We start from the raw sequence: 26,593 nt of genomic DNA, 5'->3' as shown, positions 1-26,593 counted from the left end.
TAAGCCTTAAAACACATTAAACGACAACAAAAAATGAAAACATTAATTTCAAAAGTCCTGATCGCAGGCGCAATCGTAACCACTTTTTCTTTAAATCTTCAAGCAAGCCCGCTACGCCCAATGGCTGCCGACACCGGCAAAATGGGCAAAATGGGTAAAATGGACAAGATGGGTAAAATGGATAAAAAGCCAGCTCAAAAAATGAGCAAAAAAATGGCGCCAAAGAAGATGGCCAAAGACACAGGCAAAATGTAAAAAATGTAATTAAAAGGGGCTTATAGCCCCTTTTAAATGTTTTAAGTGATTAATCCGCATAAAAAAAATAATAACCACGTCATTGCGAGCGTAGCGTGGCAATCTCTACACGATAGGTGACCGCTTTGCCGGAGATCGCCACACTCGTACCTCGTTCGCGATGACGTAACGGGGGATTAGATGTGCAATTAAACCACATCGTCGTGAAACAAAAAAATACTTAAAAGTCATTTTCACTTGTTTCATTTTGTTTCACTATTTTTTTATAAAACTCTATCGTTCAGAATATTAAATAAAAATAGTGTTTCACTTGTTTCATCTGTTACATACACACGTGAAACAAAACAACGTGTTGGCTTAGGCGATATATAACTCGTTATCAACCCAATCATCCAGCTCCTGCGGGTTATGGCTCACGATGAGTACCGTAGCGCCGATCTCCTTAAAGACTAGCCGCAACCCGGCAATCAGTTCAGCCTTCATCTCCGGGTCGAGCGCCGAGAATGGTTCGTCCATCAACAACACTTTGGGTTTGATAGCCAGTGCCCGCAGAATGGCCAATCGCTGCTGCTGTCCGCCGGATAGATGGATGGGTTTATGATCTGTTAGCGTATCCAGCTTGCCTAGCTTGAGCAGTCTATCTATCCATTGCTGGTCAGAAGTAGCGTAAGCCAGATGCTCCGCAATGGTCATGTTGGGAAACAGTGCATAGTCCTGGAAGACAAAGCCAGGCATGCGCTTTTGCGGGCTTAGGTTGGTACCGTTAGCCGTATCGAGCCAGCATTGCTGACCAACCATGATCTTGCCCTGCTCCGGCTGTATCAGTCCGGCAATCACCTTCAACAAAGTGGTCTTGCCCGCACCTGATGGTCCGTAGATCTTGGTGGTGCTACCGGTAGCAAACTGATGGTCGACCTTCAGCACGTGCCGCCCTTTATAAACCTTTAGGTTCTTCTCTATCGCTATGCTGATCATTCTAAAGGGGATTTAGCCTGGTACTTGTTGAAGATGAACACAGCGATGACCATGATAAAGGTAATAGCAAACAGGATGAGCGAGTAGGTATTGGCCGATGCGTAGTCCATCTGCTCAACCGAGTCGTAAACGGCGATGGACGCTACCCGGGTAACGTTAGGGATATTGCCGCCTATCATCAATACCACACCAAACTCGCCCAACGTATGGGCAAAGGTTAGCACCACCGCAGTAAGCAAGGATGGTTTGATATTGGGCAACAGCACGCTTTTAAACGTCTGCCAGCGCGTTTTGCCCAGCGTGTACGAAGCTTGGGCCAGCGAAACCGGCAGCTGCTGTAGCGCCGACTTAATTGGGCCTATCATAAAGGGCATGCTGTAGATAAAGGAGGCCAGCACCAGGCCCTTAAAGGAAAACACGAACTGGATATCGAACACCTCATGCAGCCACTTACCCAAACCATGCTGCGGGCTAAACGCCAACAGCAGGTAAAACCCCAGTACCGACGGTGGCAGCACCAATGGCATAGTGATGATAGCCTCTATTATAGTCTTAACAAAGGAGCGCCTGCCAGACAGCCACCAGGCCAAAGGTAACCCGGCTACCAACAGCAGCGAAGTGGTTATCGTTGCCAGTTTAAGGGTAAGCCAGATCGGTGACAGGTCCATGGATGGGTTTAGTTAAGTCGATAGCCGTAAGCTTCGAAGATCTTCTTCGCATCGGCGCTTAGCATGTAGTTATAGAACTTCTCTGCATCGGGGTTAGCCGCACCGTGTTTCAGAATCACCATGCCCTGTTTGATAGGCGAGTAGGTTTTAGGGTCGATGAGCTTCCAGTATAACTGGGTCTTGTTAGCCGGGTCCTTCAATAAAGCCTGTGTAGTAAAGCCTACGTCTACCACACCCGTGATGATATAGGTGTTTACCTGCGATATGCTCTCGCCATATACCATCTTGCTTTTCACGTTGTCCAGTACGCCTTTTTGCTTCAATACCTCGCTTGCTGCCAGGCCGTAAGGCGCTACCGCTGGGTTAGCAATGGCGATCTTTGATATACGCGGAGTTAGGAGAGTGCGCTCCCAGTTCTCAAAGCCGATGTCTTTAGTGCTGCAAATGACCAGGCTACCATAGGCATAAACTACCGGGGCTTTAGTGGAGAAGCCGTCTTTGTATAACGATTCAGGGAAGCTCATATCCGCCGAAAGGAACACGTCAAAAGGTGCCCCGTTCCTGATCTGTGCTACCAGTTTGCCCGATGAACCGACGATAGGCTCGATGTCGATATTGGTACGTTGCTTAAAGTCCTTTTGTAAAACGGAGATAACGGCTTGCAGGTTAGCTGCTGCCGCAACCTTCAAACCCTGCGCGAATGTTGATGCACAAAGCAGCAAGTTAAAGGCAATAAATAAGACTATCGATTTATAGGTTACTGTTACAGTTTTTCTTCGATCCATAGTTATCAACTAAGATGTAAAGATAAAACGAATTATTAGAAACAATAGTGCCAATAGCCTACTACTTAGGTGCCGGAATAGGTGTCTTCTTCAAAGCCTTTGCTACCGCGATAACATTACCGGCTACCAGCTTAGCCACCTCAATTGACCAGCCCTTGCGGAACTCAGACTCCAGGTACTTCTTGCCAGGGCCGGGGCCGTTGTTCCAATAGGTATAGCTTTGGGGTGCTATGGTAAAGCCCACATCCATTAAACCATGAGCTAATTCGGCAACTACGTGACGCGCGCCATCTTCTTCGCCGGTTACTACGAATCCGGCTACTTTGTTGTAGGTTACCGGGCGACCGTAGCGGTCTCTGGCGGGATACAGCCCGTTGATTCGTTCCATCACTTTCATGGCCATGCTTGACAAGGTGCCCATCCAGGTGGGGGTGGCTATGATCAGGATATCGCTGTCCAGCAATTCTTCTAATATCGCCGGCCAGGCATCGCCCTCGCCCATATCAGATTTGGTGCCGGTGATCACGTTATGATCGGCAATGCGGATCAGCTTTACTTTTGCGCCGTGCTTTTCCAGTTCCTTGATCACCTCGGTAGCCAACGCCCCGGTATTCGATGGTTGGGGCGATGGTTTGAGCGTGCAGTTTAATACGAGTGCCTTCATATCACAAACAACCCCAAGCCCTGTCAAATGTTTATAAATAACAAAGGCGATAGCTTAAGCCATCGCCCTCATTTTTATATAATTCATCTTTTGTCTTAGTTGCCCGGTTCGTCTGTAGGGGTACCTACAATTTTAAATACCTTGTCGCCATTGGTATCAACCGCATCCTGGAAGTAATAGCCTTCTTGCGATACATAGTATTTCTGGCCGGCAAGCTTTAAAATTTTGCAGCCTTCAGGAAGGGTATCAACCAGGTCGCCTATTTGTGGCAGATCATCCTGGGCGCCGCTAACGCTGCCACTGTCTATATTCAACTCGCCGTCTTTACCTGCAATCTGGTAAACTACGGTGCCGTCATCGCGGGTTACCGGTTGGTAATAAACACCATTCAATTCATAGTACTGCATCCCATTAATGGCTATAGACTGTGCGTTTGCAGGCAGTTTTTCAATACTTGCGCCAATTGGGGGTTCAACAACGGTGTAGTCGTTATCTTCCTGGCGGTAGTATAATCCGTCGCTGTAAAAGTATTGATCAGGCCCAAAATAAAACGGATAATAACCGCGAGGCAAAATGTTTATCCTGAAGCCCAATTGCGGAGTATAGTAAGTTCTGTAATAGCCGCGGTTTTGAAAGTAAAACCCGCCTGGGCGTGGTGACACATAGTTATGTCCGAAACGCATACCCGGATAGCTGCGATAACCGTTACGGTACGAACCACCATTACCTCGTGGAATATACGTAGGCCTGGCAGAGCCAATAGTTGGGTAACGACGCGGACCCGCATCTGGCCGGGTAAATACTGGCGCAGCTTGATGCTGTACACCACGTGGCTGACTGCCCGGTGCATTTACCGCTGCTTGACGTTGATAAGCATTTTGTGTGCCGCTACGCTGCGTTTGCTGAGGTCGTGGACTACCGTGTTGAGCCTGCGGTTGTGGGTTGCTCCTCTGAACTTGTGGGGCCGGGCGCGGCGCTGGTGCTGCCGGAGGTGGGGTTGAGCCATTGTTGCCCGAAGATCCACTGCTGTGATCGCTGCCGCGTTGTGCATAGGCCGGAATACTTAAGCCTGCACATAATAGTGATACCAAGCTTATTCCGATTAGGTTGTTATAAATCTTTTTCATCTGTTTTATATTATACCGTTGCGGGTTGTAAATTTTAGACTTACAAAGGTACAAACGGTTTAATCAATATATTATAACGTTTAACCATGTTGTTCAAGTATGTTTGGCAGAGCGCTTTTACAGGCTCTCTGCCATAAACACAGCCACGCCATCAAAATACAAACTAAAAAAGCCATCGGCTACTGTAATGTAAGTGTTTTTACCGGTTTCCTCCAAACCTTTGGTTATTAAGTTTTTTGCTGGCGATACGATCTTGATCAGTTCACCTGCAGGCTTCCACTTGCTAAAACCCGATTCAACACTATATATTTTTTGCTGCTGATAGAAGACAACCAAGTTGATTTTATTGACATAAGGCTGGTATTGGGCCAAATCAAATTGATCTGTTACAATATTTACCGAAGGGTATCCCTTGTCGACCAAATGGTCAATCGCGGCAATGTTTTCAGGTTTTCCATTGGTAGGCAGTAGTTTAACGTCAGATTGCAGTTCATTGTCAATATCATCAGCAATGATCCAATCCACTTTAATACCAAAGGCATTTAGTTGTTCGGCCACTAACGGCGTAACCAGCAAAGTTGGACTCCACTCTAATAATTGACCCAATTGCTCATCATCAAACCCTTCAAGGCTCAACACCAACAGGGCAGGCTCCTGTTTTTCTCTGACGATGTGGTGCGATGACATATTTAATAGATTTTCTTATAAATCTCCTTTACGGCTGCCGCCGGATCTGGGGCAAGATTTACTGCCGAAGATACAGCAATTCCATAAATGCCCGTTTGCAGCAATAGCTCTACATCATTAATGCCGATGCCGCCAACAGCAATCACTGGTATATCAACCATCATTTTTTCTAATTGCTGATATCCCTCAAAACCTAATAATGGTTTGTCATTCACTTTGGTAGTAGTGTGCCCAAATGGGCCATAACCGCAATAATCAACCACGCCCAATGCCTGTACCGCCTGTAAACCTTTAATGTTTGTTGCTGATGCGCCTAACGTTTTGTCCTCGCCAATCTTTGCGCGGATGGCCATTAAATCAGCATCCAGATCTTCGATATGTACGCCTTGTACATCAACCCTATCCAATAAATGGTAGTGATTAGTTACAACTAGTGTGGCACCCCAATCGTCGCAAATAACCGCTATTTGGCTTATTTCGTTAACTAACTCCTCCTCGTTTTTAGTAAGACAACGGTATTGTACCCAATTGGCACCGGCCTGGCAAGCTACTTGTACTTGTTCAATGTGGCTGCGATTTGAAAGGTCTTGTGTAAGATAATGGAATTTTGAGATGTATTTTTTCATTCAGGCAGGTTATCGACATCGAAAATAAACAATGCAAATGCAAAATAGGTCAGTGTAGCTTCAAATCTTTCAGGCAAGCTTCTTCTAATACCCTACGCACGCTCTTTTTGCCATGGTATGCCCATTTAATCAAACGGATGCGTTCTTCAGCTATTTCAATGCCGGTGATGTCGCCATCGTCAAAACAACAACAACCACTATTAAAATAAGTATCCAGGTAACCCTTAAAATCTGGCGGACGAGAAGTTTTTAAATGCAGCTTATCAATCTGGGCCTGTAGCTCGTCGGCTTCTTTTCCTTGAGCGGCCTTTTGCTTTTCGTATAAAACTTCCAACTCGGTAAGGGATCGAAACACTGGCTGGTGCGTATGCCCGGTAATTAATATGATGTTTTTGTGTTTGGCACTCCACTCATACATCATTTTGTTGTGTTCAGTCTTTAGCGTGTCGTTGTTAGATGGCGTGTTGGGGTTGATATGCAAATAAGACTGAAACGGCGCCCAGATATCAGACACAAACCATTTACTGAACCAATTGCCATCGCTTTGCAAATCGCCCTGATGCCCGTGGGTTAAATAAATGGCCAGTTTGCTTTTGCCGATAGTGGTTTGCAGCACAGCCCCTTCATAAACCTTGGTCTGCTGATCATAAATTTGCGCCAGGCTCACCATAGCCAGCGGGTCATTATCCCAATAAAGATCATGATTGCCAAAGATCTTAATAAATGCATCGCGGTCCAGGAAGCGCTGCTCAGCCTCGAACGTTTTCTTGTTATGTTTTTTAACTGTGAAGAAGATGTTTTCCCAAAGCTCCTCGCTGTCGCCGAGATTAATATAAAAGAATTTTTCTTTGTTGTAATAATTCAGCGCAGCTAAATAGTTGTTGGCTGCTTTGGCAAAGATGTCTGACCCATCGCGCGCGCCTTTATGCTGATCTGATAGGATAATGAATTTATCTTTTGCGGCGTCAAACTCTACAATACGCCCGCGCTTACCGGGGTTTTGCATAATGTTTTGGTAAAGTGCCGAAAGCGCAGCATCAACACGCTTTTTGTCTGGCCTCGACGACCATTTATTAGCGAGTGTGATTACCGGTTTAGTGAGCAGGCCTTGCAAAAATTTGCGCATGATGGTTTAACAGCAGATTTTACGTTTTGTGTGTGTTAGACTTACGAAGTTTTTAAAACTTCGTAAGTCTCTACCAACCCTCTTTCCCGTTTGCGGAAGAGAGGGTGATCCAGCGAAGCGTAGATCGGGTGAGTCCCCGCTGTGTAAATAATTTTTAAACACCCTTGTTGTTTGCTAAAAATATTAGCAAATTTGATGAATGAGTCACCAGGAAAATCCGGAGTTTTTTAAAGGGCGTGGAGCGCAGATCAATACCGATAACAAGTTTCTGAAACGCAAATATGTACTCGACCATATCGAAGGATTGGATGAAGCGTTGCTGGAAAATACCACCACGCAGCTTTTCATTGAGACGCCGAAAAAGATCGTCAGCGAATCAAATAGCCCCGACTTGAGCCATATGTATTCCATTAACCCTTACCAGGGCTGCGAGCATGGCTGTATATATTGTTATGCCCGCAATACACATGAATATTTTGGCTTTAGCGCCGGACTGGATTTTGAACGCAAACTCATTGTTAAACCCAACGCGGCGGAGTTGCTGGAAAAGTACTTTAATAAAAAGAATTATAAGCCGGTGGCCATATTGTTATCGGGCAATACAGACTGCTATCAGCCGATAGAACGTAAACTCAAAGTAACCCGAAGTTTGTTGGAGGTGTTTTTAAAATATCGAAACCCGGTGAGCATCATCACCAAAAACAATGTGATTTTGCGCGATATGGACATTATCACTGAGCTAGCCAAACTCAACCTGGTGCATGTTAATGTTTCTATTACGTCGCTCAATGAATCGTTACGGCAAAAGCTGGAGCCGCGCACAGTGACGGCGACCGGAAGGTTGGGGATAATACAAAAGATGTCAGAAAAAGGAGTGCCGGTAAGAGTAATGGCCGCGCCAATTATCCCAGGGTTAAACAGCAATGAGATACCCGACATTATTAAAGCCGCGGCAGACAGAGGCGCGCTAGCGGCGGGATTTACGATTGTTCGCTTAAATGGGAGCATCGGCGAGATCTTCACCGATTGGGTACATAAAGCCTTTCCCGATCGCGCAGACAAAGTTTTGAATATGATTCGCGAATGTCACGGCGGTAATTTAAATGACAGCGAATTTGGCCGGCGCATGAGCGGCGAGGGTGCGGTGGCGAACTCCATTCATCAGCTTTTTAGAATGGCATGTAATCGTTTCCTGTCAAACCGGGAAATGCCGATGCATGATTATAGTTTGTTTGCGCCGAAGGGGGGTAAGCAGACTAGTATGTTTTGATACTCGTTAAATAAAAAAGCGCCCTGTTTGGGGCGCTTTTTTATTTAAATGCTTAATGCAATTAAGCGTTTGCAGTTTCTGCTTCGAGAGCCATTTGCTCGTCTATCAGGATACGGCCGCAATGCTCGCAAACGATAACTTTTTTGCGTTGACGGATATCAGACTGACGTTGAGGCGGGATCTGGTTAAAGCAACCAGAGCAAGAATCGCGTTGGATGGTTACCACAGCTAAGCCGTTTTTAGCGTTTTTGCGCAAACGGTTGTAAGCAACTAATAAGCGCTCGTCGATGTTTTTAACGGCAGCATCAGCTAATGTAGTTAACTCGTTCTCGTCTTTTTCAGTTTCGGCAGTAATGGTGCCTAACTCTTGTTTTTTAGCGTCTAAGTCGCTTTTACGAGCTTCTAAATCAGCCAACGCTTTTTCATAAACCTGGGTTTTTGAAGTGATCTCAAAACCATATTCACGAATTTTTTTCTCGCTCACCTGTATATCTAAACCTTGAATTTCAATCTCTTTAGAGATAGCATCATACTCGCGGTTGTTTTTTACCTCGTTAAGTTGAGTTTCGTATTTTTTTGTATTAGCCTGGGCGTCTTTGATCAGGTTTTTACGGGTAACAATATCATCCTCCAGATCATCAAGCTCGCTTTTAATTTTTTGTATACGAGTTTCTAAACCGGCAACATCATCTTCCAGGTCGGCAACTTCCATTGGAAGCTCACCCCTTACCTGGCGGATTTTATCAATTTTAGTGTGGATGGTTTGTAATTCGTATAACGCTTGAAGCTTTTGTTCTACGGTTTGTTCCATTATTTTGACGGGATTTATACTTATTTATTTTTATAAACGGATGGCAAAGATACAAATTTTTTAAAATATTTTATAATTCAATTGTAAATTGCTGTTTTTCAAGGAATAGGTAGGTGGATATTATGGCTATACTGCCTCTACGGCCATCATTCCGTTCAACAATTCAACAGCTTCATCAATGCTTTGAACGCCATCAATACTTAAACGTAATGTATTCTTCACTTCTTTTAAATTAGTACGGCGCGGATTAGTTTGTACAAAGGTTAATACATTACGAAAGGCCTGCGACTCAAAATAAGCAGACTGTTGATTAGCAATGAAATAACCTCGCAGCACGCCCTTTTTCAAGGAAATCTTTTCAAACCCGATAGCCTTACCCTGCCATTGCAAACGCATGGTATTCAGCAAGTCATTAACCTGGGTTGGGATAGGCCCAAAGCGGTCATGCAGCTGTTGTTGGAAAGCTTGCAATTCGGCTTCGTTTTCTAATTTAGATAGATCTGAATATAAATTGTATCGTTCAGAAAGGCTGGTCACATATTCATTAGGGATCAAGATCTCCAGGTCGGTATCAATCTGGGTAAAGCTGATGTATGGACGAGGTTTATCTTCGGGAAATAAGCCTTTAAACTCTTCGTCTTTCAACTCATGAATGGCTTCATCCAAAATCTTATGATACATCTCGAAGCCTATCTCGGCAATAAAACCGCTTTGTTCGGCACCAAGCAAGTTACCGCTACCGCGGATGTCCAGATCGCGCATGGCTACGTTGAAACCGCTGCCCAGATCGCTGAACTCCTCAATAGCGCTCAAACGTTTACGGGCTTCATTAGTCAATGTCGAAAGCGGCGGACTTAACAAGTAACAATAAGCTTTTTTATTGCTCCGGCCCACACGGCCGCGCATCTGGTGTAAATCGCTCAGGCCAAACATGTGCGCGTGGTTGATGATGATAGTATTAGCGTTAGGAATATCCAAACCAGCTTCGATGATTGTGGTAGCCACTAGTACATCATACTCGTGATTCACAAATTTCAACATCACGTCTTCCAGCGCATCGCCTTCCAGCTGGCCGTGTGCAATACCTACCCGCGCACCCGGAACCAGCTTATGGATCATACCGCCTAATTGCGGCAAATCCTGCACCCGGTTATGGATAAAGAAAACCTGACCACCACGTTCCAGCTCAAAAGCAACGGCGTCTTTAATCAGTTTATCATTAAACACATGCAGCTCGGTAACTACCGGCTGGCGGTTGGGCGGTGGGGTTGATATGATAGAAAGATCGCGCGCGCCCATTAAAGAGAAGTGTAGCGTACGTGGTATCGGCGTAGCTGTTAAAGTTAGCGTATCTACGTTTGCGCGCATTTGCTTTAGCTTTTCTTTGGTGCTAACGCCAAATTTTTGCTCCTCGTCGATGATCATCAGACCCAGGTCCTTAAACTTCACGTCTTTGCTTACCAGTCGATGCGTACCTATGATGATATCTACCTTACCATTCTTCAGGTTCTCTAAAGTATCCTTGATCTGCTTGCTTGATTTAAAACGATTAACATAATCAATATTGCAAGGGAAGCCCTTCAGGCGATCGCTAAAGGTTTTATAATGTTGCGCCGCCAGAATAGTTGTTGGCACCAGTATGGCTACTTGCTTACTATCAGCAACGGCTTTAAATGCTGCCCGTATGGCAACCTCGGTTTTACCAAAACCCACGTCACCACAGATCAAACGATCCATTGGGTGCGGCGATTCCATGTCTTTCTTGAAATCGTTGGTGGCTTTTTCCTGGTCGGGGGTATCTTCGTAAATGAAAGATGCCTCTAGTTCTGTTTGAAGGTAACTGTCCGGCGAAAAAGCATTACCTTCCTGCGCTTTGCGCAAGGCATAAAGCTTGATCAGATCGCGGGCTATGTCTTTAACTTTTTTTTTTGTGGTTTTCTTCAGCTTGTCCCAGGCATCGGTACCCAGCTTATTCATTTTGGGTACGGTGCCTTCTTTACCACTATATTTTGATATGCGGTTTAACGAGTTGATGTTGACATACAGCAAATCGTTATCGGCATAAATGAGGCGAATCATTTCCTGCTGTTTGCCTGCTACTTCAACTTTTTCAAGGCCGGCATATTTGCCTATACCATGATCGATGTGGGTGACATAGTCGCCGGGCTTTAGTTCACGCAGTTCCTTTAGGGTGATGGCCTGCGAGCGCTGATAGCCCTTTTTGAGTTTGTATTTATAATAGCGATCAAAGATCTGGTGATCGGTATAACAAGCCAATTTCTGATCGCGATCGATAAAACCTTCTCGGATGGAAATGCTAACCGGTGTAAATTTCACCGTTTTGTCCATATCATCCAAAATGGCGTAAAGGCGCTCCACCTGGCGTGCCGAATCGGTCAGGATATAATTCTCGATCTTCTCGGCTTCGTTATTTTTAAAATTATGAATGAGAAGCGAAAAGTCTTTGTTGAAAGATGGCTGCGGCCGCAAATCAAAATTTATTGCGGTATCGGCTTGGTAAAAAAACTGCTTGCCAAACTCGACAATTGCAAAGTCATGGAGCTGGTCGGCAATTAATTTTTCGTCAGTAAAAGCAAACTTAGGGTCTATCCAATCCGGATTTTTATTCTTTTCATCAGCAGATAAGGCTTGCCACAATTGCGTAGCCTTTTTAAAGCCCGATTGGATAATGTCGAACGTAAACTGCACATCCTTGATCCAAACCTGGGTATCGGCATCAATATATTCCAGCAAAGAAATATTACTTTCAGTCAGAAACTTAGATTGTACGTTGGGTACAATGGTGATGCTCTTCACCTGCTCAACAGATAACTGGCTTTCAATCTCAAAAGTGCGAATAGACTCAATGGTATCGCCAAAAAACTCAACCCGGTAAGGCAGTTCATGCGAGAATGAGAAAATATCTACTATACCACCGCGAATAGAGAACTGGCCCGGCTCATATACAAAATCAACGCGGTCAAAATCATAATCGACCAAAAATTCATTGATAAAATCTATGCTGAGCTTATTGCCGACCGAGATCTCCAATGTGTTTTTTTCCAGCGACGCACGGTCTATCACCTTTTCGGCCAAAGCCTCGGGGTAGGTCACAATCAGCTGGCCAAATTCTGTGGAATGATTCAGTTCATTTAAAACCTCGGCGCGCGCTAAAACATTGCTGCTGTCGGGCTGGGTAAATTCAAAGGGTTTGCGGTATGATGAGGGAAATAGCAGGACCTCCTTACCTGTGAGATTTTCAAGATCGGCCTGGAAATAGCCGGCTTCTTCGCGCTCTGGCAATACAAACACCATGTGCTTGTGCTGCAAAAAATACAATGCTACCGCCATGGTCGCATCACCCGATCCGACCAAACCACGAAGCTGTATCCTTGGATTTTTTGACGCGTTGAGAGCCGTAGCAAGCGCCTTAATCCTGTCATCAGCTTTATATCTTTCTAATATATCACGGATGTTCAAAACGTTGCAAAGATAGTTAAAATGGCGGGTTTATTAAACGCCCGCTTGCTACTTACAGTAATTTGACAGCTTTTGTTTGGCCTTGTCAGACACTAAAATATCAGCCCGATAAAACAAAATCGACACTTAAACTCTTTTTATGATAGTTTAAATAACGTATCTTGTTGTTAATACGTAATTAAATTAAACTCACCAATTAACCTAATACTACGAAGATGAAAAATGCATTAATATGGGGCTTTGTAATTGGCGTGCTAAGTGCAGCCTGGCTTTTTATTACCCATGCCATGGGGTATGATACCCGTGACGATCAAACCGCTCCTTATGAATACCTATCTATCCTGATACCGGTTATAGGATTATTTTTCGGTATAAAAAGCTATCGCGACAATGATCTTGCCGGAAAAATGGGTTTCCTGGAAGCGCTGGTTCAAAGCTTTAAAATATTGTTGTTTGGTGGTATACTGGCCGTTTTTGTAGGTATAGTATACGTTAACTATATACAGCCTACTGGCGGCAACGTAATGGCTTTCTCGGGCCGTATGTTTGGCGCTTTGTTAATTGGTTTATTGTCGGCTTTAGGCGTATCTTTGGTATGGGCCAACAAGTCAAATAAAGTTGATTAGATTTTTAAAAAATAATTTCGAACTTCTTTTCTGGATAGCCGCTATCGTAGCATTAGCGGCAACAAATCCATCCGCAGCTTCGCAATACACGTTATGTCCCTTAAAGTTAATGGGCGTAACGTGGTGCCCGGGCTGTGGCATAGGTCATTCTATTTCGTGGTTATTGCACGGTAATCTTATTAAATCCTGGCATGCGCACTGGTTTGGTGTCCCTGCATTGCTTATTATTAGCTATCGCATTTTTGTTTTGGGGCGACGTGCCTTAAGGCCCGAAAATGTTTATACTTTCGATGTATAGCCGGTATTCACCGATATTCTAAATTTCCCCGGCATTTTCACCGCCCAATTCCCCCGCTTAACCGAGTACTTTATTGTGCCTGCCCATTTTGCGTTGGCTAAAATTTAATCCTATATTAGTTTTGAATCGTAAACAATAAACAATCACTAAAAACTAAACGTCATGGACTTCCAAAACACCAATCCTTATATGAGCCTAGCAGGCATTAGCGCCGAAGAATTAGGTTTATTACAACAAGCTACCGCCGGTTTAAACGACGAGCAAAAAAAGTATTTCTTTATGATTTACTCAGGCAAACGTAAAAGTCCGCAAGACATGCTGATCTTTTGTTTGATAGGTACTTTCCTGGTACCAGGATTTCAAAGATTCATGATTGGCGAAATTGGCATGGGTATCCTGTATTTATTCACCGCAGGTTTATGCTTTATCGGTTCAATTGTCGATCTGGTGAACCACAAGAAACTGGCTTTAGAATTTAACCAGAAAATGGCTTTCGAAAGCTTCAACCTGGCTAAAATGAGTCACTAATATTACGTAGAGGTACTGTAAAGTACTTCGATCTATCATACATATTGGAACGTGAAGACGCAAAAGACATTTGCGTCTTTACTTGTTTATAGGTTTTTGATATTTTTACGCTATGACATTTTGGATTAATCCGAAGAAACGAAAGCCTGTTGATTTTGACACGGCTATTGAAAATCCGGCACTAAAGACAGCGTTCGAAAAGTATCGTCTTTATAAAACAGAGTATTATGGGCGTAAAGTAATAACAGAAATTAAATGTGCTAACTTTATGGCTTTAATTACAACGGATGGCATGTCCTATGCTCAGATACTGGGGAAAGCAGGGCTTGACAAAGATCAGCTTGTAAACCTTGTAGGCATACAGGATAAAGCTGACGAATGGTTTCAACCCTTGTTTTCTGATGCCTCAGAGATCGACCTTAATTTTAAAGATAATAGGGATGATCTCAGAACAGTAGTCTTAGATATTAACTGGACCATTAATTTTATATTAGGACAACCGAGTCGAAAAGGAATAGTAATTAATCCAGGTTCAGACGGTTGGGTTATTTACAGGGAACAAATGGAGTGGTATTTAAAAAACGTTTTTTAAACGCTTTTCTACATCATACAGTGGCGGCTGTCACTTAAATTCAAATCGAATGAAACTATCGCAACTTACCGCCTACCTTGAAACTATAGCCCCACTGGCTTACCAGGAAGACTATGACAATGCCGGCCTGATCGTCGGTCATCCTGATCAGGAAATCCACCAGGTGCTGATATCGCTGGATTGTGTAGAAGCGGTTGTTGATGAAGCCATAGCTACCAATTGCCAGGCAATTATATCGCATCATCCGATTGTTTTTAAGGGGCTGAAAAAGTTCAATGGCAAAACATACGTAGAGCGCGTGGTAGAGAAAGCCATCCGCCATAACATAGCATTGTATGCCATACACACTAACCTGGATAGTGTGCTGCCTGGTGTTAATGGTCGAATTTGCGAAACGTTAGGGCTGGAAAACCTGCGGATCTTAGCGCCTAAACATGGCATTCTTAAAAAGCTGATAACCTATGTGCCAACAAGCCATGTCGACCAGGTGCGTAATGCCCTGTTCCATGCCGGAGCGGGTAACATTGGTAATTACAGCGAGTGCAGCTTTAATGCCGATGGCACAGGGACCTTTAAAGGCAATGAAGATAGCGACCCTTACGTTGGCGAGCCCGGTGTACGCCATACCGAGCGCGAAACACGTATTGAAACGGTATATCCAGCTAACTTAGAAAGTAAAATACTGATGGCGTTGATGCTGGCGCATCCTTATGAAGAAGTGGCTTATGACCTGTACGCGCTAACCAATCAACACCAGCAGATAGGCGCAGGTATGCTGGGCGAATTGGACCAGCATATGGATGCCGAAGAGTTTTTATATCACCTCAAAGAAAAAATGCATGCGCATGTAATACGCCATACCGCACTTACGGGGAAACAGATCAAGAAGGTTGCAGTATGTGGTGGCTCGGGTGGGTTTTTGTTGAAGAATGCTATTGCTGCCGGCGCCGATATTTTTATTACTGCCGATTATAAATACCATGAGTTTTTTGATGCCGATGGCAAGATCATTATTGCCGATATAGGCCATTTTGAAAGCGAGCAGTTTACTCAACAATTGCTTTACGATATGATCCACGAACGCTTCGGTGAGCTGCCTTTGCGGTTGACGAGTGTGAATACCAATCCGGTTAAGTATTTTATGTAGATAATAAAGCGTTTGTCATCCTGAGCATAGCTAGGGATCTTATACGCGCGATAAGCTGAACGTTAACCCATAAATTGTATAAGATTCTTCGCTATGCTCAGAATGACAAATTTGGAGATAAGCGTTACACCACCCTTTTATAAATCCCATTCAAATTTCTACCTAACTCCATATAGTCAAGCCCGTAACCTACTACAAACTCATTAGGTATCTGGAATGCGACATGCTTCAATTCTTCGACAGGATATTCGACAGCATCGGGTTTGAGCAGCAAGGCCACAACGGTAATTGAAGCCGGCTTGCGATGGCTAAGCTTGGCGACTAAATAGTCGAGCGTATTGCCGGTATCTACAATATCCTCAACCAGGATTACGTGGCGGTTGGTAATATCGGTCAGTAAATCAAAATCGTCGCGGATGCGGCGGGTACTGGTTACGCCGCCATGGTATGATGATAGTTTGGTAAAAGCAACCTCGCAGGGTACAGTAATTTCTTTTAGCAGATCGGCCATAAACATAAAGCAGCCGTTTAATACGCCTACAAATACGGGGGCTTTGTCGGCATAGTCTTTATTTAGGTCAACAGCAATTTCTTTGATACGGGTTTGTATGGTGTCGGCTGTTATTAACGGCTCAAACGCTAAGTCGGCTATTTTAATGTTCATGAGGTACGGGCAGATTATGAATTGCGGATGTTACGCCGCGTTAACCTTACGGTTATTAAATAGATGCTGTGACATTTTCACAATAACGACCAACTTGAGCACCAAAGCGGTAAGCATACCAGTTTTATAAGCAACATCCTCTGTCGACGTGACTGTCTCTTTCAGATGAGTTAGGTTACGCAATGCGCTAAGGACGATAACCGCCAAAAATATTTTGAAGATTATTGGGTGCTTGTCTAGGAAGTTCATGAAAGTAAATGTAGCTGTTAACAAGGTATAATCAAAATAACAAATTAGCCACTTAACAACAGGCTAATTAATAAATTATTACATTTAAACACTGAACATATCACCCAATGGATGACCATTTTAATTTCTACGCCTCGAAGCGCACCGACCAGGAACTGGAAGAGCGTATAGATAATCGCCAAAAATATTTGCCCGAAACTATTGAAGCCTCCCTGACAGAACTACAGAGCCGCGGTAGGGTTTTTGGCGACGAAGAGTTACAGGTGATCAGCCAGGATATACAGGCACAACGCGATAATGCATCGGCAACTACCGACAATGGATTTGGCCTGTTTAGCAATAGCTACAAGAATTGTATTGTTGAAGATCCTGACGCACCTTCTTTCTATTCAAAACGTGCGGTGTACGTTTTTACGGTTCTTTTCAGTGTGGTGTTTGGTGCGGTGATGGTAGCCATCAATTTGTTTAAAATTAAAAATACCAAAGGGGCCTTACTTACCTTGCTTTTTGGGGGATGTTTTTTGGCCTTCCAGATATTGTTAACCTTAAAGTTAAATCCAAACTCGCCCGGCGATTTGGGCTTCGTGTTTGGTATAGCCGCCGCAATAATTATTAACGCTATATTCTGGCCCATGTTTATAGGTAATTCAACCTTCTACCGGGCCAGGCTTATTTGGGTGCCTTTAGCAATAGCGCTACTGTTGGTTGCCTTTGTTGTTTGGAGTACTATCGTTGGCAAGGCGTAATAATCTTGTCCGTCCGCTTCTCACCCGGACAGTATGGATAGGCGGACGAGCTGAGTAAGTGTAAATTACCTATCTTTATACCCTTAATGATGGAATACCAACTCTATACTTTACCCAACGGCATTCGTATTATGTACAAGCACTCGCCTATGGCGGTTACACATGCCTGTATATTGATGAACGCAGGCTCTCGCGATGAATTGCCTAACCAGGAAGGCCTGGCTCACTTTATCGAACATCTGCTGTTTAAAGAAACAGAACGACGCAGCACTACCCAGATACTGAACCGTTTAGAGCTGGTGGGCGCCGATCTGAATGCTTATACAACGAAAGAATACACCTGTATTCATGCATCGTTTCTGAACCCTTACCTGGAGCGTACGATTGATCTGTTTGAGGATATTGTATTCCACTCTACTTTCCCGGAAGATGAACTGGAGAAGGAGCGTGGCGTAATCCAGGATGAACTGGCATCATACCTCGATCAGCCGGAAGAAGCTATTATGGATGATTTTGAAGAATTGCTCTTCAAAGATCATCCGATAGGAAAAAATATCTTGGGTACTACAGAAACTGTCAGCACGCTAAATCGCGATGATATGCAGCAGTTCATCGCCACAAATTATAATACTAACGAGATCATTTTCGCCGTAATAGGCGATTACGACTTCAATAAGGTAAGCAAGCTGGGCCAAAAGTATTTTGGCGATATCGAACCTAACTACACCAAGAAACATCGCATAACACCTACGGCGACTACAGTCGGCAAGCACATCATTCACAAACCTATTTCGCAAACGCATTGTGTGATTGGTAATACGGCTTACTCATCATCGCACCTCAATAAAACCGGTTTACTGCTATTGAACAACCTGTTGGGTGGTATGGGTATGAGCAACCGGCTTAACCTGGAAATCCGCGAGAAACATGGCATTGCTTACACTATCGAATCTAACTATACCGCGCTAACGGACACAGGCATATTCTCCATTTACTTTGGTACAGATACCGAGAAGGCCGATAAAGCAGCCCGACTGGTGCATAAAGAACTCAAAAAGTTACGCGAGCAAAAGCTGGGCACGCTGCAACTGCATCAAAATAAACAGAAGTTTATAGGACAAATTGCCTTAGCAGAAGAGAACCGCATGAGCTTGATCATATCGATGGCTAAGAGTTTGGTCGACTTTAATTATGTGGATACACTGCCGCAGCTATTCGAGAAAATTAACAACGTAACGGCATCGCAACTGCTTGAAATAAGCAATGAAATATTTGATGAAAGTAAAATGATGACCTTACTATTTGAGCCTAAGGGATAGCTAAACTTCTACGTAATCTAAACTAACGGGCAGGGAAAGCTTTTCAGATGCATTTAATACCTCAATTCCCACCACTGATCCATCTACCGCATAATCAATGATTACGCCGCCTTTTTTATCCTCATCGCTTTCGTCGATAATATCGTCTTTGAATTGAATGTAAACGGCATTCGCTTCTTTATCATAAGTCACCTTCATAATACTTTTCTATTTTAGACGTCTTGTACGCCGTTATCACTAAGTTCGGCACCTTTATATGGTTAACAAAAATTCTGATTAAATAGCTCTTTCCAAATTCTGTAATTATAGATTGGTAGAGCGTTTTGTCATCTTGAACTATTATTTGCCCGGGATTATTTAGAATTTCTAGTACTGTGCTTTCTTTGATACCTCGCAATTGCAATTGATCTCTGGCATGTTTAGAAATGTCAAATAACATATCTAAAGTTACAAAATTTTAACAACAAAAAATAAAGCTGTAATTTTGCACCATGAAATTACCTATAGTAGCCTATGGCGACCCGGTGCTAAGACGAAAAGCAACCTCTATTGAACCTGCTGAGTATCCGCATATCAAACAACTTTGCGACGATATGTTTGAAACCATGTACGGTGCACGCGGCGTTGGTTTGGCTGCCCCACAGGTTGGGTTATCTATGCGTTTGTTTGTGGTCGACGTTTCTGTGTTCGACGATGACGAGCCAGAGCTTAAAGGTTTCAAAAAGGTTTTCATTAATGCCTGCATTTTGGAAGAGACCGGCGAAGAATGGTCATTCAACGAGGGCTGCCTGAGCATCCCTGACATTCGTGAGGACGTTAGCCGTAAATCAACCATCAAAATATCATATTACGACGAGAATTGGCATCACCATGAAGAAACTTTTGGTGGTATGGCTGCACGCGTTATACAACACGAGTACGACCACATAGAAGGTAAACTATTCACTGATAGACTAAGCCCATTACGCAAACGCTTATTGGAGAAACGCCTTACCGATATCTCCAGAGGTATTGTAGATGTGGAATATAAAATGAAGTTCCCGGCGGTTAAGAAAGGACGCTAGGTAGTTTAATTCGACAGCGCATTAGCGTTCGACTTTTCGCCCGCCGCAATATCCCTGATCAGGCTACCCCAGGCAAATGGGTTAAGCAAGGGGTTGGTAATAGAATGCGAGTTGACAATGCCGTTATGCATATCCTGTGCGTTAATGCTTTCATAGCCGTTCTGCCCCGAGTAAGTATACTCCGCACCTTTAATACCTTTGGGGTTCAGGTTTCTTTGCGCTATGGCCAAATCATCGTCAGCAACTTTCATCGCCAGGAAATCTTTTCTAAACTCATCGACAGTAGCCCACGGGAAAACCCTCACAGCAGGCAGGTTAATAATCTGCGGTTTCAACAGCACATTCATGACTACGCTATGGTTGGCAACACTGGCCGGCACCACTACGGTAACCGACGAATAGCCTATGCTGGTAAAGGTCAAGGTATCGCGCTCATGCGCTACAAAAGAGAAATAGCCCTCAAAATCACTAATAAAAACCTGTTTGTGGGTATTTAAATTGGTAATGTTTACGTAAGGTACAATAACACGGCTGCTGTCGGCATTGCGGGTAACGCCGCTAAACTGCAATAATGGTTGCTCGGTTTTTTGAGCAAAAACCGACGAGGTGCAGAGTAACAATAACAAGCCAAAAATATATCTCATTGTGCTGTAGTACTTCCTTTAAAATACCATTAACGGGCAAAAATAGTTTTTAGTTTTTAAACCCAAAGTATTGTGCTATGGCTAAAGCCGTATTTAACAATACTTAACAATTAACGCAGGTTTTCAGGAACCACGGCATTAGGGTCGTCTATATCGGTTAGATTAATGGCCTCAACGCCGGTAATCTCAGGTACTGCCTTTTGTATAGCGCCTTCAATACCCGCTTTAAGCGTCATGATACTCATGGGGCAAGAGCCGCACGAACCTAGTAATCTTAACTTAACAATACCTTCGGGCGTGATCTCCTCCACCGATACATTGCCACCGTCTGTCTCCAGGTACGGACGGATAGTATCTAACGCTGCTTCAACCCTTTCTAATAAACTCATTTTTACAGATTTATAAGTAAAGTTATTAATTATTTACAATATCTGCAGATAATCCTCTGGCATTATTTATAGATATCTGCTGTGCCACGCGGTTTGCCATCTCTGTAAAGGCATTAACCATAAGCTCATGCTCATCGTTCAAAACAATAGGTTTACCTGCGTCGCCGCTGTCGCTGATACCTTTGATGAGCGGTATTTCGCCTAAAAACGGCACCTCTAGTTGCTCAGCCAGTTTCTTTCCTCCTCCCTGACCGAAGATGTAATACTTGTTCTCCGGCAGCTCGGCAGGGGTAAAGTAGGCCATGTTTTCTACAATACCTAGTAAAGGCACGTTAATGCTCTCCATCAAAAACATACCGATACCCTTCTTCGCGTCGGCCAATGCTACGGCTTGCGGGGTTGTTACGATCACCGCCCCGGTAACCGGGAAGGTTTGCGTAATGGTAATGTGGATATCGCCGGTACCCGGTGGCAGGTCTACTACCAGGTAGTCCAGCTCGCCCCAGTCGGCATCATTAAATAGTTGCTTAACGGCGGTCGACACCATTGGTCCGCGCCAGGGCACCGGTTGATTAGGGTCTGTAAAGAACCCTATCGACAGCAGCTTGATGCCATACTTCTCAATAGGCTCAATCCTGGTTTTGCCATTAACATTGGTAGCCATAGGCTTAGCGCCCTCCAGCCCAAACATAATAGGGATGCTCGGTCCGTAGATATCAGCATCAATTAAACCCACTTTGGCGCCGCTTATAGCCAGGCCCAGGGCCAAGTTAACAGCCACGGTGCTTTTACCCACACCACCCTTGCCCGACGCCACGGCAATGATATTCTTAACCCCCGGCACGCCGGTGTTCTTCTGCGTGGTAACGCGCGATGTCATGTTAACCGTAACCACGATATCCTTGCTGATGAAGTGGCCTATGGCGTTACGGCAAGCATTCTCAATCAAGGCCTTAAGCGGGCAGGCAGGCGTAGTCAGTATCACCGAAAAACTCAGGTTGTTACCGTCTATCACAATATCCTCAATCATGTTCAGGGTAACCAGGTCCTTCTTCAGGTCGGGTTCCTCAACATTGCTTAAAGCTTGCAGTACTTGTTCTTTAGTAATACTCATGGCGCGTTATCAGACCACAAAATTACGAAAACCGTGCGGAGGTTTGTCATGGTAATGATAGGTTTTTGTAGGGTTATACGTTGGACGTAGTACGTTTTACGCTAGGGCGGGGGGGCAAAGTCCCAGGGTTCCCTTCTTGAGAGGGGCAGGGGTGTGTTAACCAAGCAGGCAATAGCGTGTTTGTTTCACGTGTATATGCAACAGATGAAACAAGTGAAACAGTGTTTTTGATTAATTATTTGAAAATCAAAATATTATAAAAATACAGTGAAACAAAATGAAACACCAAAATAGACTTTTAAGTCAGGATTTGTTTCATTGGTGAAACAGAGCTGATCAATGCTGCCTGGTTCTTTTCTGACGCTTAAAACATTAATTAGACATGTATCTCAACGGAATTTTGCATAATTTTCGTTTAAAAAGCAGTTAAAACAGTTTATTTTCTTTGCGACAAAGCCAAAGCGCATTGATTTGTTCTGAAGCCCAAACTGCCTTTTCAAGGAGGGCGCAAACGCGTTAGGGATTGCAGCGGATACCGGCCTCGTGAATAAGGCCTGTGCAGTATGAGCGGAAAGCCCGGCCGCCTAAAGGCGGAAACGCCCGCATTAGATTTTATTTCGATCATGTCACCCGGGCGGCAGGCTAAAATTTGATCATGTTGTTAGCTAAAGCACAAGTAAGGTCCAAATCCCTGCCTCCAAAAGAAACAGGGATTTGAAGACTGATACTCTTGAAACGATTGTTTAAAACCCATACATCCCACCCGAAACAGAAATTTGCTCACCCGTAATCCAGGCGGCATCATCCGAAGCCAGGAATACCACCGCTTTCGCAATGTCTGCTCGCTGGCCTCTGCGGCCGAGCGGCGTATTGGCAATAAACATTTTTTCGTAATCACTGCCGGCAGTAACACCTGCACTGGTTGCACCTTCGGTTTCGGTAGCGCCCGGCAAAACAGAATTGATGCGAACGTTCTTTGCACCCAATTCTTTAGATAATGCTACAGTAAAGGCATCCAGGGCAGCCTTAGTTGCAGAATATAACGAGGCTCCCGGCAACGGGTATTTGCTGGCACCCGAACTGATATTGATGATATTGCCACCCTTGTCGCCAAACGCTTTTAAAGCCGACTGGATAGTTAATATCGGACCCAAAACGTTGACGTTAAAACTCTGATGAAAATCCGCCTCCGAAATTTGTTCAATAGGAGCGTATCCCTGGGCTACTGCGTTATTTACCAAAATATCCAGCGACCCGAAAGCATTACTTGCTTCTGCAAACAACCGCGTCACATCAGCTTCTTTCGATACATCGGCCTGTACCGCAATGGCTATGCCGCCGTTGTCGGTTATGGCTTTCACTACTTTATCTGCGCCCTCTTTACTTGAGGCATAATTTACAACAACCTTTGCGCCCTCGGCCGCAAAGTGTTTGGCTATGGCTGCACCTATTCCTTTTGATGCACCGGTAACTACCGCTACTTTGTTTTCTAATTTTTTCATATACAAAGGTGCGATGCCCCAATGAGCTGCACATTGACCTGAATCATTAAATACTCTTGATCCAGATCAAGTCAAATAGGCAATAAGCTAGAAACAGATAGAGTTATTTAAAAGAATTTTTCTTTAGCCTGCTCAAAGTCTCGGGCGATAAGCCTAAGTAAGACGCGATCATGTTTTGCGGGAACCGCTGCAGAAAATGCGGATAGTTTTTAACCAAATCCTCGTAACGCTCTTCGGCTGTATAGCTTATAGCGGCCTGCACCCTGTTTTGGTTGGCGATGGTGTAATTTTGACTGATTATGCTGGCCATGGCCGAAAAAGCAGGTATAGCCTTCAAATACTCCTCTATCTGCGCATTGGTTGATTGCAGAACCTCCAGATCCTCCAGCGCTTCAATATTAAAGCGACTTGGCTTTAACAGGTAAAAGCTCTCAAAATCGGCCAGCCACCAGTTTTCTAACGATAATTTCAGGATATGCTCATGCCCTTTTTCATCTACCGTAAAGGTCCGGGCAGACCCTTTTACAATAAACCCGATGTATTTGCATACGTCGCCTTCCTGTAAAAAGTACTGCCGTCTGCGAAGCTTCTTAGGTTTAAAATGAGCCATGAGCAAATGCTTATCATCTTCTGAAAGCAGTTTGCCGGAGATTTCCTGGATGTAATCGAAAAATGCTTCAAAATCAGCCATCATTCACCTGTATAATGAGCGCAATTTAGCAACAAAAAGTCCCTGTTTCCGAAAAAACAGGGATTTAAAAGAGTGGCGTCAATTACTTAGCAAGGTAGGTCATGCCACCATCAACCAGCAGTTCGGCACCCAGCATAAACGCAGAATCGTCAGAAGCCAGGAAAACCGCGGCTTTACCAATATCAGCCGGTTGGCCAATCCGGCCTATGGGCATTTGATCTGCAAAGTGTTTTTTTACCGCTTCCATTTGTTCTGCGGGCACAAACTTGGCAAATGCCGGGGTATCTGTGGTGCCCGGTGTGATCACATTTGCCCTGATCTTTCTGTCTAAAAGGTCGCTTGAAAAGCCCTTGGCTAAATAGATGACTGCCGCTTTCGCCGCACCGTACAGCGTAAAATTGGCATAGGCCCGGTGCGCCGCGTTCGATCCGATCAGAATTACAGAACCACCGTCTTTCATATAAGGCAGCGCTTTTTGGACAGTGAAATAAACACTTTTCAGGTTCAGATCAATGGCCTGGTCAAAGTCGGCTTCGCTAAAAGTAGCCACCGTTCCTACTGCTCCGGCACCCGCATTGGCTACCAACACGTCTATTTTACCAAATTTTTCTGTGGTTGCTGCAAACACGCGGTCCAGGTCGGCAAGGTTGGTTACATCAGCGTTGATAGCGATAAAATTATCGCCAAGCTGAACCGCAGCGCTGGCTAAAGTTTCCTGGTTTCTGCCGACGATAACCCCTACAGCGCCTTCGTTTTTAAATGCTTCGGCAATGCCAAAGCCAATACCGCTATTACCACCTGTAATTACGACTACTTTATTTTTTAACTTATCCATGATTTCTTTTTTTAAAAGTTTGAGCAACAAAGGTAGACTACCCGAGTTATTATTAGTAACTTTGTACTGATAAATAACAGTAACATAGAGGTAACCAGGTAACATGGCAGTGTGCGCAATAACAGAGTTCCATAACGAACAAAAGAAAAGAATGAGAGCCGTTCAAGACTCCATGGACGTGCTGAACGGGAAATGGAAGATCGCCATCATCTCGTCTATTTGCTGTTACAAAAAACGGCGGTTTTCTGATATTTTGAATGATATAGAAGGAATTTCCAACCGGATGCTAAGCAAAGAACTAAAGGAGCTGGAGATCAACCAACTGGTAAAACGGACCGTTTTAGATACACAACCCATCTCGGTTCAGTATGAATTGACAGAACATGGCGATACGCTGCAAACCATCATTAGTAACCTGGCAGAATGGGGCGTGGTACACCGGAAGGCGATCGTGGGGAGATAAATTATTTGATGATGAAAACATTAGCAGATTTTAAAGCAACGTTAGCTGCAGCGACACCAGACAACACCTGGACCGCACCCCTAAAAAGCCTATGGTATGATGCCAAAGGCGACTGGCACCAAGCCCATGCCCAAGTAGACCACTTGGACGACCCGGACGCTGCCCGGGTTCACGCTTATCTCCACCGCAAAGAAGGCGACTCATCAAATGCCGGCTACTGGTACCGAAAATCCGGGCAAAGCCGTCCGACTGTTTCTTTGGAAGAGGAGTGGGAGGAGTTGGTTTTGCATTTTCTTAAAGGTTAGATAACTCCTTTTGTCATCCTGAGCATAGCGAAGGATCTTATACGCTTTGCTTGTCGCTTATACAAGATCCTTCGCTATGCTCAGGATGACAAATTTGATAGAAGAAGTTCCCCTCCGCGTCATTGCGAGCGTAGCGTGGCAATCTCTGACGCGATAAGTGGTGCGGTGATAACACCGACCACAGGCTGAATAATCATTCATTATGCCAACAAAAGCCCATCCTGAATGTCTTTCCAAGCTGTTTTAGTTACCCTGATGGCGGCGTTTCTGCACAAAATCAAAAACATCATTTTGTCGATGTATGATTTCACTTGGGCTATTTCTAAACTGTTTCCGGTTACTCCAACTGTTTGAGCTAAATCTATTCTGAAATTTGATTTGTCAGAGTAAGATTTGTGAAATTCAAAAATATCATATGTTCTTTTAATGATTAAAGCAGACTGTGAATTCTTTTGAAGAATTGCTAGTATAGACAAATAGTGGTCTCAGGATGACGGATCTACAAAGTATGCACAACCCGTCAGACGGACAGCTTCGGGCGAAATCAGGTAAAACAATGTTGGGTGGTGCGGCTGCAGGGGTGTTGGGAATGTTGCCTGAAGCGCAGGCCCATGCGCGACAACCGGCGGCAACAGGCCCCCTCCCCAGGTTTTACCTAATTTGCAGCGCAAAGGCCATGCGCGCAAAGAAGCATTCCGTGTGACTTGATTTTTGATTACTTTGTATCAAGACAAAGTAATAGCCCTAGCGGCAAATGAGCGCTACCAAGCGATAAGTAAGCTATGCAAATTCGCGATTGCCACGCTAGCGCTCGCAATGACAGGTCGGCGAGAGATTGTCACGCTCGTACCTCGCTCACAATGACGTGGAAGATTAAAGTTCGCGATTGCCACCCAAGCTGGCGCGAGTATGCAGCGCAGGCCACAGCTCGGCGTACTCGTGA

At 44.4% G+C, this 26,593-nt stretch carries 32 protein-coding genes; 12 read left to right on the top strand and 20 right to left on the bottom strand.

The window, feature by feature from the left end:
• The first annotated feature begins 33 nt into the window (after positions 1–33).
• Positions 34–255, top strand: a complete 222-nt coding sequence (locus tag HB679_RS18430; protein ID WP_214073493.1) for a hypothetical protein — start codon at positions 34–36, stop codon at positions 253–255.
• Positions 256–612: 357 nt separating this feature from the next.
• Here the strand turns inward: HB679_RS18430 and HB679_RS18425 are convergent, their stop codons facing one another.
• The 8 genes from HB679_RS18425 to HB679_RS18390 all read right to left on the bottom strand — a co-directional run bounded on the left by HB679_RS18425 (position 613) and on the right by HB679_RS18390 (position 6,913).
• Entirely contained in the window at positions 613–1,230 is a 618-nt protein-coding gene (locus tag HB679_RS18425; protein ID WP_214073492.1) for an ATP-binding cassette domain-containing protein, read from the bottom strand.
• Positions 1,227–1,898 carry a molybdate ABC transporter permease subunit gene (modB, locus tag HB679_RS18420; RefSeq protein ID WP_214073491.1) on the bottom strand — a complete coding sequence of 224 codons (672 nt, stop codon included), beginning with the start codon at positions 1,896–1,898 and terminating at the stop codon, positions 1,227–1,229. The genes HB679_RS18425 and modB overlap by 4 nt, the downstream gene beginning before the upstream one ends.
• An 8-nt stretch (positions 1,899–1,906) precedes the next feature.
• Positions 1,907–2,683, bottom strand: a complete 777-nt coding sequence (modA, locus tag HB679_RS18415) for a molybdate ABC transporter substrate-binding protein (protein WP_214073490.1) — start codon at positions 2,681–2,683, stop codon at positions 1,907–1,909.
• A 61-nt stretch (positions 2,684–2,744) separates the two neighbouring features.
• Entirely contained in the window at positions 2,745–3,347 is a 603-nt protein-coding gene (locus tag HB679_RS18410; protein ID WP_214073489.1) for a flavodoxin family protein, read from the bottom strand.
• 95 nt (positions 3,348–3,442) lie between these two features.
• Positions 3,443–4,474, bottom strand: coding sequence for a DUF6515 family protein (locus tag HB679_RS18405; RefSeq protein ID WP_214073488.1), 1,032 nt, complete (start codon positions 4,472–4,474; stop codon positions 3,443–3,445).
• A 117-nt stretch (positions 4,475–4,591) separates the two neighbouring features.
• The gene (locus HB679_RS18400; RefSeq protein WP_214073487.1) at positions 4,592–5,161 is read right to left on the bottom strand and encodes a thiamine pyrophosphokinase; all 570 of its coding nucleotides are present in this window, start codon (positions 5,159–5,161) and stop codon (positions 4,592–4,594) included.
• Between the two features lie 2 nt (positions 5,162–5,163).
• Complete coding sequence (locus tag HB679_RS18395) at positions 5,164–5,787, bottom strand: thiamine phosphate synthase (protein WP_214073486.1); 624 nt, start codon at positions 5,785–5,787, stop codon at positions 5,164–5,166.
• A gap of 49 nt (positions 5,788–5,836) precedes the next feature.
• On the bottom strand, positions 5,837–6,913 hold the full coding sequence (locus tag HB679_RS18390; RefSeq protein WP_214073485.1) for a metallophosphoesterase: 1,077 nt from the start codon (positions 6,911–6,913) through the stop codon (positions 5,837–5,839).
• A 199-nt stretch (positions 6,914–7,112) separates the two neighbouring features.
• On the opposite strand from HB679_RS18390, the gene HB679_RS18385 reads away from it, so the two are divergent.
• Positions 7,113–8,183 carry a PA0069 family radical SAM protein gene (locus HB679_RS18385; protein ID WP_214073484.1) on the top strand — a complete coding sequence of 357 codons (1,071 nt, stop codon included), beginning with the start codon at positions 7,113–7,115 and terminating at the stop codon, positions 8,181–8,183.
• A gap of 61 nt (positions 8,184–8,244) precedes the next feature.
• On the opposite strand, the gene HB679_RS18380 is transcribed toward HB679_RS18385, so the two are convergent.
• Entirely contained in the window at positions 8,245–8,994 is a 750-nt protein-coding gene (locus HB679_RS18380; RefSeq protein ID WP_214073483.1) for a C4-type zinc ribbon domain-containing protein, read from the bottom strand.
• Between the two features lie 126 nt (positions 8,995–9,120).
• Positions 9,121–12,474, bottom strand: a complete 3,354-nt coding sequence (gene mfd, locus HB679_RS18375) for a transcription-repair coupling factor (protein ID WP_214073482.1) — start codon at positions 12,472–12,474, stop codon at positions 9,121–9,123.
• A 215-nt stretch (positions 12,475–12,689) separates the two neighbouring features.
• Here mfd and HB679_RS18370 point away from each other — a divergent pair, with 215 nt between their 5' ends.
• The 5 genes from HB679_RS18370 to HB679_RS18350 all read left to right on the top strand — a co-directional run bounded on the left by HB679_RS18370 (position 12,690) and on the right by HB679_RS18350 (position 15,665).
• Positions 12,690–13,100: a DUF4199 domain-containing protein gene (locus HB679_RS18370; protein WP_214073481.1), complete on the top strand. Its 411-nt coding sequence runs from the start codon at positions 12,690–12,692 to the stop codon at positions 13,098–13,100.
• Complete coding sequence (locus tag HB679_RS18365) at positions 13,093–13,398, top strand: DUF2752 domain-containing protein (protein WP_218625333.1); 306 nt, start codon at positions 13,093–13,095, stop codon at positions 13,396–13,398. Before HB679_RS18370 ends, HB679_RS18365 begins: the two co-directional genes overlap by 8 nt.
• 162 nt (positions 13,399–13,560) lie before the next feature.
• The gene (locus HB679_RS18360; protein WP_214073480.1) at positions 13,561–13,926 is read left to right on the top strand and encodes a TM2 domain-containing protein; all 366 of its coding nucleotides are present in this window, start codon (positions 13,561–13,563) and stop codon (positions 13,924–13,926) included.
• Positions 13,927–14,038: 112 nt separating this feature from the next.
• Positions 14,039–14,518, top strand: a complete 480-nt coding sequence (locus HB679_RS18355) for an SseB family protein (RefSeq protein ID WP_214073479.1) — start codon at positions 14,039–14,041, stop codon at positions 14,516–14,518.
• 49 nt (positions 14,519–14,567) lie between these two features.
• Positions 14,568–15,665, top strand: coding sequence for a Nif3-like dinuclear metal center hexameric protein (locus HB679_RS18350; RefSeq protein WP_214073478.1), 1,098 nt, complete (start codon positions 14,568–14,570; stop codon positions 15,663–15,665).
• A 124-nt stretch (positions 15,666–15,789) separates the two neighbouring features.
• Here HB679_RS18350 and hpt read toward each other — a convergent pair whose 3' ends face one another.
• Entirely contained in the window at positions 15,790–16,329 is a 540-nt protein-coding gene (hpt, locus tag HB679_RS18345; protein ID WP_214073477.1) for a hypoxanthine phosphoribosyltransferase, read from the bottom strand.
• Between the two features lie 30 nt (positions 16,330–16,359).
• The gene (locus HB679_RS18340) at positions 16,360–16,578 is read right to left on the bottom strand and encodes a hypothetical protein (RefSeq protein WP_214073476.1); all 219 of its coding nucleotides are present in this window, start codon (positions 16,576–16,578) and stop codon (positions 16,360–16,362) included.
• A 107-nt stretch (positions 16,579–16,685) separates the two neighbouring features.
• Between HB679_RS18340 and HB679_RS18335 the strand changes: the two genes are divergently transcribed.
• Positions 16,686–17,324: a hypothetical protein gene (locus HB679_RS18335; RefSeq protein ID WP_214073475.1), complete on the top strand. Its 639-nt coding sequence runs from the start codon at positions 16,686–16,688 to the stop codon at positions 17,322–17,324.
• 89 nt (positions 17,325–17,413) lie between these two features.
• Positions 17,414–18,643, top strand: a complete 1,230-nt coding sequence (locus tag HB679_RS18330; protein ID WP_214073474.1) for a pitrilysin family protein — start codon at positions 17,414–17,416, stop codon at positions 18,641–18,643.
• Here the strand turns inward: HB679_RS18330 and HB679_RS18325 are convergent, their stop codons facing one another.
• Positions 18,644–18,841: a DUF2283 domain-containing protein gene (locus tag HB679_RS18325; protein ID WP_214073473.1), complete on the bottom strand. Its 198-nt coding sequence runs from the start codon at positions 18,839–18,841 to the stop codon at positions 18,644–18,646.
• 293 nt (positions 18,842–19,134) lie between these two features.
• Between HB679_RS18325 and def the strand changes: the two genes are divergently transcribed.
• On the top strand, positions 19,135–19,707 hold the full coding sequence (def, locus tag HB679_RS18315; RefSeq protein WP_214073471.1) for a peptide deformylase: 573 nt from the start codon (positions 19,135–19,137) through the stop codon (positions 19,705–19,707).
• A gap of 5 nt (positions 19,708–19,712) precedes the next feature.
• Here def and HB679_RS18310 read toward each other — a convergent pair whose 3' ends face one another.
• From HB679_RS18310 to HB679_RS18285, 6 genes are all read right to left on the bottom strand, one after another.
• A complete protein-coding gene (locus HB679_RS18310) occupies positions 19,713–20,351 on the bottom strand; it encodes a hypothetical protein (protein WP_214073470.1) in 639 nt (212 codons plus the stop codon).
• A 110-nt stretch (positions 20,352–20,461) separates the two neighbouring features.
• Positions 20,462–20,740, bottom strand: coding sequence for a NifU family protein (locus HB679_RS18305; RefSeq protein ID WP_214073469.1), 279 nt, complete (start codon positions 20,738–20,740; stop codon positions 20,462–20,464).
• 25 nt (positions 20,741–20,765) lie between these two features.
• Complete coding sequence (locus tag HB679_RS18300) at positions 20,766–21,854, bottom strand: Mrp/NBP35 family ATP-binding protein (RefSeq protein ID WP_214073468.1); 1,089 nt, start codon at positions 21,852–21,854, stop codon at positions 20,766–20,768.
• Between the two features lie 743 nt (positions 21,855–22,597).
• Entirely contained in the window at positions 22,598–23,356 is a 759-nt protein-coding gene (locus HB679_RS18295) for a glucose 1-dehydrogenase (RefSeq protein WP_214073467.1), read from the bottom strand.
• A 103-nt stretch (positions 23,357–23,459) separates the two neighbouring features.
• Complete coding sequence (locus tag HB679_RS18290) at positions 23,460–24,047, bottom strand: Crp/Fnr family transcriptional regulator (RefSeq protein WP_214073466.1); 588 nt, start codon at positions 24,045–24,047, stop codon at positions 23,460–23,462.
• 82 nt (positions 24,048–24,129) lie between these two features.
• Positions 24,130–24,882: a glucose 1-dehydrogenase gene (locus HB679_RS18285; RefSeq protein ID WP_214073465.1), complete on the bottom strand. Its 753-nt coding sequence runs from the start codon at positions 24,880–24,882 to the stop codon at positions 24,130–24,132.
• Between the two features lie 103 nt (positions 24,883–24,985).
• Between HB679_RS18285 and HB679_RS18280 the strand changes: the two genes are divergently transcribed.
• Entirely contained in the window at positions 24,986–25,345 is a 360-nt protein-coding gene (locus HB679_RS18280) for a helix-turn-helix domain-containing protein (RefSeq protein ID WP_255547655.1), read from the top strand.
• A gap of 11 nt (positions 25,346–25,356) precedes the next feature.
• Positions 25,357–25,650, top strand: coding sequence for a hypothetical protein (locus HB679_RS18275; protein WP_214073464.1), 294 nt, complete (start codon positions 25,357–25,359; stop codon positions 25,648–25,650).
• 200 nt (positions 25,651–25,850) lie between these two features.
• Here HB679_RS18275 and HB679_RS18270 read toward each other — a convergent pair whose 3' ends face one another.
• Positions 25,851–26,126 carry a hypothetical protein gene (locus HB679_RS18270; RefSeq protein WP_214073463.1) on the bottom strand — a complete coding sequence of 92 codons (276 nt, stop codon included), beginning with the start codon at positions 26,124–26,126 and terminating at the stop codon, positions 25,851–25,853.
• Positions 26,127–26,593 lie beyond the last annotated feature (467 nt).

Source organism: Mucilaginibacter sp. dw_454, assembly GCF_018449775.1.
In the GTDB taxonomy this organism is placed as follows: domain Bacteria; phylum Bacteroidota; class Bacteroidia; order Sphingobacteriales; family Sphingobacteriaceae; genus Mucilaginibacter.
This window is presented reverse-complemented; position numbering and strand designations above follow the sequence as displayed.